Source organism: Streptomyces sp. WAC05292, from assembly GCF_003949955.1.
Classification (GTDB): Bacteria; Actinomycetota; Actinomycetes; order Streptomycetales; family Streptomycetaceae; genus Streptomyces; species Streptomyces globosus.
In genome coordinates this window covers 1-8622 of sequence record NZ_RPSE01000273.1, presented here as the reverse complement: position 1 = coordinate 8622, position 8622 = coordinate 1, and the positions used below count along the sequence as shown (strand labels likewise).

Below are 8622 nucleotides of genomic sequence, written 5' to 3'. Positions count from 1 at the left end.
CCGCCCCCGTTCACCCCGGCGGGCGGTTCTCCGTACGCCGCCACCGCGGCCGTGCCCACGGGCGGCCGGACCCCGCGCCGCCGCCCCGCCCTCCTCGGCGGGCTCCTCGCGGTCGTCCTGGCCGGCGGCGGGGCCGTCGCCCTCGCCAACGCGCTGTCCGGGGGAGACGCCGGCGGCGGCGAGACGGGCAAGGGCGGAGCGTCCGCCCCCGCCGCCACGGCCGGCGGCACCGGTGCCGCGCCCAGGCAGTCCGCGGGGTCGGGCGCGCCCGCCAAGGAGGCCGCCGCACCCCGGGGCAGCCTGCTGACCCCCGCCAACGTCCGCACCGCGATCGAGGCCTTCAAGCAGCAGACCGGCACCACCACCTTCGCGGAGATGACCGTCTACGAGGAGTACGTGCTCGCGTCCGTCCCCACCGCCCCGGGCGCGAAGACGTACGACCGCTGGCAGTACCGCGACGGCCAGGCCAGGAAGAGCGGACCCGGCGGCACCCTGAGGCCCGACAAGCCGCCCATCGACATGGCCGGCGTCAACTGGGACGCCCTGCCCGGCCTGCTGGACAAGGCCGAGCGGGAGCTGGGCGTCGACAAGCCCACCTCCCGCTACGTCATCATCGAGCCCTGGCTCTTCGACGGGACCCCCTCGATGCGCCCCTACCTCAGCGACGAGTACGGGCAGGGCGGCTACGTGCACGCCGACACCCAGGGCAACGTGAAGAAGGTCTACAAGAGCTGACATCGTGTATCCGTACGCGCACCGCAAGCGCGTACGGCCCGCACGGTTCGGAGGAGCACCGACCACCATGCCCACCTGGCGCACCACCCTGACGGCGGCAGGCATCCGCGACCCCCGGCTGCGCGCCGACTTCACGCACGCCGCGCGCCGGGTCATGCGCCGGGAGCCCGCCCCGTACCTGACGCTGCGCCTGCTCGCCGCGCCGGAACTGGTCCCGTGGATGACCGCCGGGGTCGGCTTCATGAACCTCGTCGACGACACCGCCGAGACGGGCACACCGCGGCAGCGGGCGGACGGGCTGGCGGCGCTCGCCGAGCGGGTGGGGGAGGCGCTGCGGACCGGCGGCGGCCCGGACCCGCTGCTGCGGGCCTATGCGCACGCCGTGGCCGTCCGCGGCCTGCCCGAGCGCTGGGTCTCCCGCTTCCTGGAGGGAGCCGCCGGCGCCGAGGCCCGCTTCGACGGCTTCGGCACCGAGGAGGACTTCCAGGCCTACCTCGACGCCTACGCCTGGCCGGGGCTGCTGGCCTTCACCGGCCTCCAGCACCCCGGCGGGCCCGACGAGGCGCAGGCCGCGGGGTGGCGCCGGTTCGTCGACGCCGCCCAGCGCGTCGACTTCCTCGCCGACCTCGCCGGAGACCTGGCGGAGGGCCGCCTGTGCCTGCCGCGGGCCGCCCTCGCCGAGCACTCCGTGACCCGCGAGGACCTCGAACAGGCCCGCGACACTCCTGCCGTGCGGGCCCTGCTGGCCGCGCAGGCGCGCCGGGCGCGGACCGCCCTGGAGGCCGCGAACGGCATCCTCGACCTGGCGGAGCCGGGCCTGCGGCCGGTCGTCGCGGCCATGACGGAGCTGATGGGGCACCAACTGGCGGCGGTGGAGCGGGCCGGCGCGGGGGCGCTGCGGCGCGACGTCGGCTACGGCGTGGCCGCTCCGGTACGGACGCTGCTGCGCGCCCGGGCCGGGGCACGCCGCGCGGCCCCGGCCGCATCGCGGGCTAGTAAGGCCCGTTGACGTTGTCGATGGAGCCGTAGCGGGCCGCCGCGTAGTTGCAGGCGGCGGTGATGTTCGCGACCGGGTCGTAGGAGTCGGTCGAGGTGCCGGGCACGTGGTAGGCGCGGAACGTCGGGTCGATGACCTGGAGCAGGCCCTTCGAGGGAATGCCGTTGCGGGCGTTGATGTCCCAGTTGTTGATGGCCCGCGGGTTGCCCGAGGACTCGCGCATGACGTTGCGGTGGATGCCGTGGTAGGTGCCGGGGATGCCGTGCTTGGCCATGACGGCGAGGGATTCGCGGATCCAGCCGTCGAGGTTGTCCGGGTAGGACGCGGCCGGCTTGGCCGCCGCGGCCTTCGCGGCCGCGGCCTTCGCGGCCGTGCCGAGGGCGAGCTTCAGGCCGGGGCGGATCACCTCGGGATTGCCGCCGATCGCGCTCCGGTTCGCCTCGTAGAGGGCCTTCCAGCCGCCGGCGACGGAATGCTGCGCGGCGATCTTCGTAAGGGTGTCGCCGGCGGTCACGGAATACGTCGCGGGCGCTGCCGCCTTTTCCACCGACGGCTTGGCGGCGGGCAGTGCCGCCGCGGTCGTGGCGGGCGCCGCGGCCGGCTTGGCGACGGCCGCGCCGGCGGTGGTCGCGCTGATCAGCGGGAGGACGAGGGCCGCGCCGCCGGTGCCGGCGACGGCCAGCTTGCGGACGGCGGGGCGCTGCTTCGGGCGGCGGTGCTTACCCGTTCCGGGCATGGCGGAATTCCTCACGTGCGGGTGCGGGGGGAGCCCTGGCGGATGCCGGAATCGGTAGCTGCCCGCCGGGAACGACGTGAAGGTAGGCGAGTCCGCGGGGGTGGAACAAGGCTCCGCATCACGCGCGTGATCCACTGGCCTCTTTCGGTGCGGTAAACGACCTTGGAGGCGATCTCGTGGAATGCCGGATTTCCTTTCAGGGAAAAGGGAATCCCGCCTCTGCGGGAAATGATGTTGCACAGTGCGGAGTGACTGACATCACGGTTTGCGGGCCGGTCGGAGCAAAACGGACAAAGTGTGGATTCGGGTGCCCGATAAGGGCATCCGGCCCGTTCTTTGCCAACCGCCCACGGCGGGTGTATTCCGGCGCACCCGCCGTGACTCCGCGTCCCGCGGGGGACGTCAGAGCGCGGCGAGCCGGTCCAGTGCCCCGGCCACCGACCGCCGGCTCGCGGGCAGCAGTGGAAGGCGTACGTCCGGCGCGGGGATCCGGCCCTGCGCGTGCAGCACCCCCTTCACCACCGCCGGATTCGGCTCCCGGAAGAGCGCGGCGGCCAGTGCGGCCAGGCGGTGGCCCAGCTCCCGGGCCCGCACCGCGTCCCCCTCCCGCCAGGCGGTTGCCAGCTCCGCGTGCCGCGCCGTCGCCAGGTGCGCGGAGGCGAGGATCCCGCCGGCCGCGCCGAGCGCGAGCATCGGGGAGGCGAACACGTCGTCGCCGGCGAGCACCGCGAACCGTTCCGGCAGGTCCGCCATCAGCGCCACCGTCTCCTGGTCGATCCCGCCGTTCGCGTACTTCACCCCGGCGACCCCCGGCAGCTCCGCGAGCGCCCGCAGCGCCTCCGCGTCCAGGGGCTGCCCGGTGCGGTACGGGATGTGGTACACGACGAGCGGCACCGGGCTCGCCGCGGCCAGCCTGGTGAAGTGGGCGAGCACGCCCGCCGCGCCGGGCCGCACGAACGAGGGCACCGCCACCAGCGCCGCCCGCGCCTCCGGCCACCGCGCGAGCCGGCGCAGGTCCTCCTCCGCGGAGCGCGTGCCGCCGGCCCCCGCGCCGACGGTGAGCACCGCGCCCCGCTCCCGGCACGCCCGGGCGCAGACGCGGGTGACGAGGTCGCGTTCCGCGGCGTCCAGCGAGGCCGCCTCCGCCGTGGTGCCCAGGGCGACGATCCCGTCGGCCCCCTCGTCGAGGACCTGGTGGGCGAGCGCCTCCAGCGCGTCCGCCGCGACGTCGCCGCCGGCTGTGAAGGGGGTGATGAGCGGGACGTGGATCCCGCGCAGGGAGAGGCTCCCGGCCCCTGCGCCGGCTTGCGGCCCGCGGAAGTGCCCTGCGTCCTGTGTGTCCTGTGTGTGGTGCGCCATGCAGACGAGCTTCGCCCGCCCCGACCCGCAGATCCAGTTCGCATTCCTTACCCGAACCGTAAGCTGATCCGATGCTCGACGTACGTCGCCTGCGCCTGCTGCGCGAACTCGCCCGCCGCGGAACCATCGCGGCCGTCGCCGACGCCCTCTCCTTCAGCCCCTCGGCCGTCTCCCAGCAGCTGGGCGTCCTCGAACGGGAGGCCGGACTGCCGCTGCTCGAACGCACCGGCCGCACCGTCCGTCTCACCCCGGCCGGAGAGAACCTCGTCCGGCACGCCGAAGCCGTCCTGGAACGGCTGGAGGAGGCGGCCGCCGACCTTGCGGAGGCGCGCAGCGGCCTCGCGGGAGCCCTGCGCGTCGGCGCCTTCCCCACGGCGACGAGGGCCATCGTCCCCGCCGCCCTCGTCGCCCTCGCCCGGCGCCACCCGCGCCTGGAGCCCATGGTGACCGAGACGGACCCGGCGGCCGTCGCGCACGCCCTGCGCGCCGGCGACCTCGACGTCGCCCTCGTCCACGAATACGACTTCGTCCCCGCGCCCCGGGAGCCGGGGATCGCCACCGAGCCCCTCTACCGGGAGGCGATGTACCTGGCCGCGCCCGCCGCCGGCCGGCAGCCGCCCCCGGGCGCGCCGCACCACGGCCCGGAGGGGCCCGCCGAGGCCGGCGGCCCCGGCCCGGCGGACCAGCGCGCCGCACTGCGGGCCCATGCCGACGCCCCCTGGATCACCGCCACCCCCGGCACCCTCTGCCACACCATGGCCGTACGGGCCTGCGAGGCCGCCGGGTTCACCCCGCGCGTGCGGCACCTGGTCGACGAGTTCCCCACCGTCCTCGCGCTCGTCGCCGCCGGGCAGGGGGTCGCCGTCGTCCCAGGCCTGGGCCTGCACGGGCACGCGGACCCGGCCGTCGCCCTCACCCGGCTGCGCATGGAGCGCCGTACGAAGCTGGCGTTCCGCAGCGGGTCAGCCGGCCATCCGGCGGTGGCCGCCTTCGGGGAGGCGCTTCGCGCCGCGCTGCCGCCGGAACCGGCCACGGCGGACGACGGCCCGTGATGCAACTCCCCTCGGGCCCCCGCCCCGTGTACGTTCGGTGATCCAGACGGATCCGAGCAGAGCGGGGTATGACGTGACGCATCGCGTACGAGGGATCATCGCGCGGAGCAAGGGCGCACCGGTGGAGTCGGCGACGATCCTCGTACCGGACCCCGGGCCGGGCGAGGCGCTGGTCCGGGTCCAGGCGTGCGGGGTGTGCCACACCGACCTGCACTACCGCGAGGGCGGCATCAACGACGAGTTCCCCTTCCTCCTCGGCCACGAGGCGGCGGGCGTGGTCGAGGCGGTCGGCCCCGACGTCACCTCGGTCGCCCCCGGCGACTTCGTCGTCCTCAACTGGCGGGCCGTGTGCGGCACCTGCCGGGCCTGCCGGCGCGGCCGCCCCTGGTACTGCTTCGCCACGCACAACGCCGCCCAGCCCATGACCCTGGAGGACGGCACCCCGCTGTCGCCGGCGCTCGGCATCGGCGCGTTCGCGGAGAAGACCCTGGTGGCCGCGGGCCAGTGCACCAAGGTCGACCCGGCGGCCTCACCGGCCGCCGCGGGACTGCTGGGCTGCGGGGTGATGGCCGGCCTCGGCGCGGCCCTGAACACCGGCGGCGTGGGCCGCGGCGACTCGGTGGCCGTCATCGGCTGCGGGGGAGTGGGCAGCGCGGCCGTTGCCGGGGCCCGGCTGGCGGGCGCGTCCCGGATCATCGCCGTGGACCTGGACGACCGCAAGCTCGAACTCGCCCGCGGGCTGGGCGCCACGCACACCATCAACGCGCGCACCGAGGACGTGGTCAAGGCCGTACAGGAACTCACCGGCGGCCACGGCGCGGACGTCGTCATCGACGCCGTCGGCCGCCCCGAGACCTACCGGCAGGCCTTCTACGCCCGCGACCTCGCGGGCACCGTGGTCCTCGTCGGCGTACCCACCCCCGAAATGCGGTTGGAGCTGCCCCTGCTGGACGTCTTCGGCCGCGGCGGCGCCCTCAAGTCCTCCTGGTACGGGGACTGCCTGCCCGAGCGCGACTTCCCCGTCCTGGTCGACCTGTACCTCCAGGGCCGGCTCGACCTGGACGCGTTCGTCTCGGAGACCATCCCGCTCGACGGGGTCGAGGACGCCTTCGCCCGGATGGAGCGCGGAGAAGTCCTGCGCTCGGTCGTCGAGTTCTGACGCCGGACGACGGGCGGGGCCGCGGGCCGCTGCCGGTCCGCGGCCCCCGCCCCGTCGCAACACCGTCGGCGGCGGGGTTCCTTCACTGGCCGGTGGTCGTGGACGCCTTGTCCAGGGTCAGGTCGGTCTCCCACGCCTCGCCGAACTTCATCTCCTTGCCGTCGGCGTTGATGGAGTACACGCCCTGCACCGGCAGCACCTCGCCCGGGGAGGCGGACTGGAGGATGTCGCAGATCCCGCCGACGGACTCGACCCGGGTGTCCTTGACGGCCGTCACCACGTCCCCCCGCCCCAGTTTCGCCTTGGCCGCGGGCGTGTTGCTCCGCGAGTCGACCACGAACACCCCGGTCACCCCGGAGTCGGCGAGCTGCTTCTGCGCCTTCTCCACCGCGGCCGGCTCGACGTCCGTCCCCTCGAAGTACGTCGGCAGGTCGGGGTCGTCGAGACCTGCCAGGATCCACCCGGGGTCGTTCTTCCTGACCCCCTCGGCGAGGCCGTCCAGCAGCGGCCGGGCGTGGTCGCCGCTGATGGCGAAGAACTGGCCCTGCACGTCTCCGGAGCTGGCGAGCGTGTTGATCCCGACGACCTGCCCCTGCCCGTTGAGCAGGGGGCCGCCGGAGTTGCCCGGGTTGACGGTCGCCGAGTGCTGGATGATGGCCGGATAGCGCGGCAGGGACGTCGACGGCTCCGCGTTCGCCACCTGCGGATTCTGCACGGAGCCGGCCGTGTAGACGGCCTTCTGGCCGACGCCGCCGAGCGACGCCGGATAGCCGAGGGCGGTGACGGTGTCGGCGGTCTGCACATCCTGGCTCTTGCCGAACTCCAGCGCCTTGAGGTCGGGCGGCACGGAGGTGAGCGCCAGGACGGCGAGGTCCTCGCAGGGGTCGATGCCGACCAGCCGGGCCGGCTGCGTCTCATCGCCGACCACTACCTTCAAGGAGGCCTGCCCTTCCACCACATGGGCGTTGGTGGCGACCAGCCCCTTCTCGGCGTCGTAGACGAACCCGCTGCCGCTCCCCAGCTCGCCCTGCACGAGCACCGTGGCAGGGGCCGCCTTCTCGTAGACCTCCCGGGGGTCCATGTCGTCCGCGTACGCCGGCGGCAGGGCCGCCGTCCCCAGGGCCAACACCGCGGCGGCCAGCACGGGGCCGCTGCACCGCACCTTCATGAGCCCGCCACCTTTCCGCAGGAGGGGTCCCTCTTTCAGGCTAGCCCCGCACCGCGGAGGTGTCCTGCGATGGCGGGGCGCGGGCGCCCGGCGGCGCACCGGAGGGCAGTCCGCCCCGACTCCCTTTCCCCGCCGGTGCGTTCGCATAGGGTGCGCAGCATGGACAAGCAGACCGGACAGCCCGCACCCCTGGAGCCCATGCCCACCGACTGGACGCGCGCCCTCGCGGTCGTCGCCCACCCGGACGACCTGGAGTACGGCGGCACCGCGGCCATCGCCGACTGGACGGACGGCGGCCGCGAGGTCGCCTACCTGCTGGCCTCGCGCGGCGAGGCGGGCATCGACACCCTCGCGCCCGACGAGTGCGCCCCGCTGAGGGAGGCCGAGCAGCGGGCGAGCGCGGCCGTGGTCGGCGTCTCCACCGTCGAGTTCCTCGACTACCGCGACGGAGTCATCGAGTACGGCCTCGACCTGCGCCGGGACATCGCCGCCGCCATCCGGCGGCACCGGCCCGAACTGCTCATCACGCTCAACCACCGCGACACCTGGGGCGGCCAGGGCGGCGGGGGCTTCTGGAACACGCCCGACCACAAGGCGGTCGGCCGGGCCACCCTGGACGCCGCCGCCGACGCCGGCAACCGGTGGATCTTCCCCGAGCTCACCGAGCAGGGCCTGGAGCCGTGGAACGGCGTGCGCTGGGTCGCCGTGGCCGGATCCCCGCAGGCGACCCACGCCGCCGACGCCACGGCAGGCATGGAGCGGTCCATCGCCTCGCTGATGGAGCACAAGGCGTACATCGAGGCGCTGACCGACCAGGACCCCCAGGAGTACTGCCGCGGGTTCCTCACCGGCTTCGCCGAGCAGGCCGCGGCCCGCTTCGGGGGCCGTCCGGCCGTCACCTTCGAGCTCTTCTCCCGCTGACCCCTCCCCGCCCGAGGCGCCGCCCCGCCGGTCCGGGGGCGGCGCCCCGACGGGGCACCTGGTTCCCAGAAGCCCAAGCAACCGCTTAGTATGCCGCGGACGCGGTTCCCCCGACGGCGCCTGGAGGCCCCGGATGCAGGCATGGCGAGTGCACACCACCGGCGAACCCCGCGAGGCCATGCGCCTCGAAGACGTCCCCGAACCGGTGCCCGGCGAGGGGGAGGTGAGGCTGCGCGTTCTCGCGGCCGCCGTCAACTTCCCCGACGCCCTGCTCGTACGGGGCCGCTACCAGATCCGCCCCCCGCTGCCCTTCACCCCCGGCGTCGAGGTCTGCGCGGAAACGGAGGACGGCCGGCGCGTCATCGCCAACCCCGCCCTCCCGCACGGCGGCCTGGCCGAGTACGCCACCGCCCCCGCCGCAGCCCTCCTGCCCGCCCCGGACGGCCTCGACGACGCCGCGGCCGTCCGGGGCGGGCAGGAGGGCTGCGGCGGGGG

At 74.9% G+C, this 8622-nt stretch carries 8 protein-coding genes and 1 pseudogene; 6 read left to right on the top strand and 3 right to left on the bottom strand.

Features of this window, described 5'->3' with window-relative positions:
* Together EF903_RS34280 and EF903_RS23535 are read left to right on the top strand one after the other, a co-directional pair.
* Positions 1 to 735 (top strand): annotated as a pseudogene (locus EF903_RS34280) (serine/threonine protein kinase); the annotation flags it as partial.
* A gap of 67 nt (positions 736 to 802) precedes the next feature.
* Complete coding sequence (locus EF903_RS23535; RefSeq protein ID WP_125546278.1) at positions 803 to 1744, top strand: squalene/phytoene synthase family protein; 942 nt, start codon at positions 803 to 805, stop codon at positions 1742 to 1744.
* On the opposite strand, the gene EF903_RS23530 is transcribed toward EF903_RS23535, so the two are convergent.
* Together EF903_RS23530 and EF903_RS23525 are read right to left on the bottom strand one after the other, a co-directional pair.
* Positions 1728 to 2468: a LysM peptidoglycan-binding domain-containing protein gene (locus EF903_RS23530; protein WP_125546276.1), complete on the bottom strand. Its 741-nt coding sequence runs from the start codon at positions 2466 to 2468 to the stop codon at positions 1728 to 1730. The genes EF903_RS23535 and EF903_RS23530 overlap by 17 nt on opposite strands.
* A 402-nt stretch (positions 2469 to 2870) precedes the next feature.
* Complete coding sequence (locus tag EF903_RS23525) at positions 2871 to 3827, bottom strand: dihydrodipicolinate synthase family protein (RefSeq protein WP_125546274.1); 957 nt, start codon at positions 3825 to 3827, stop codon at positions 2871 to 2873.
* 71 nt (positions 3828 to 3898) lie between these two features.
* Here EF903_RS23525 and EF903_RS23520 point away from each other — a divergent pair, with 71 nt between their 5' ends.
* Together EF903_RS23520 and EF903_RS23515 are read left to right on the top strand one after the other, a co-directional pair.
* A complete protein-coding gene (locus EF903_RS23520; RefSeq protein ID WP_125546272.1) occupies positions 3899 to 4879 on the top strand; it encodes a LysR family transcriptional regulator in 981 nt (326 codons plus the stop codon).
* A 73-nt stretch (positions 4880 to 4952) separates the two neighbouring features.
* On the top strand, positions 4953 to 6038 hold the full coding sequence (locus tag EF903_RS23515) for an S-(hydroxymethyl)mycothiol dehydrogenase (protein ID WP_125546270.1): 1086 nt from the start codon (positions 4953 to 4955) through the stop codon (positions 6036 to 6038).
* Positions 6039 to 6120: 82 nt separating this feature from the next.
* On the opposite strand, the gene EF903_RS23510 is transcribed toward EF903_RS23515, so the two are convergent.
* On the bottom strand, positions 6121 to 7206 hold the full coding sequence (locus EF903_RS23510) for a S1C family serine protease (RefSeq protein WP_125546268.1): 1086 nt from the start codon (positions 7204 to 7206) through the stop codon (positions 6121 to 6123).
* A 159-nt stretch (positions 7207 to 7365) separates the two neighbouring features.
* Between EF903_RS23510 and EF903_RS23505 the strand changes: the two genes are divergently transcribed.
* Positions 7366 to 8127, top strand: a complete 762-nt coding sequence (locus tag EF903_RS23505) for a PIG-L deacetylase family protein (RefSeq protein WP_125546266.1) — start codon at positions 7366 to 7368, stop codon at positions 8125 to 8127.
* Positions 8128 to 8260: 133 nt separating this feature from the next.
* The coding region (locus EF903_RS23500) for an alcohol dehydrogenase catalytic domain-containing protein (RefSeq protein ID WP_399421516.1) at positions 8261 to 8622 on the top strand (362 nt) is incomplete at its 3' end.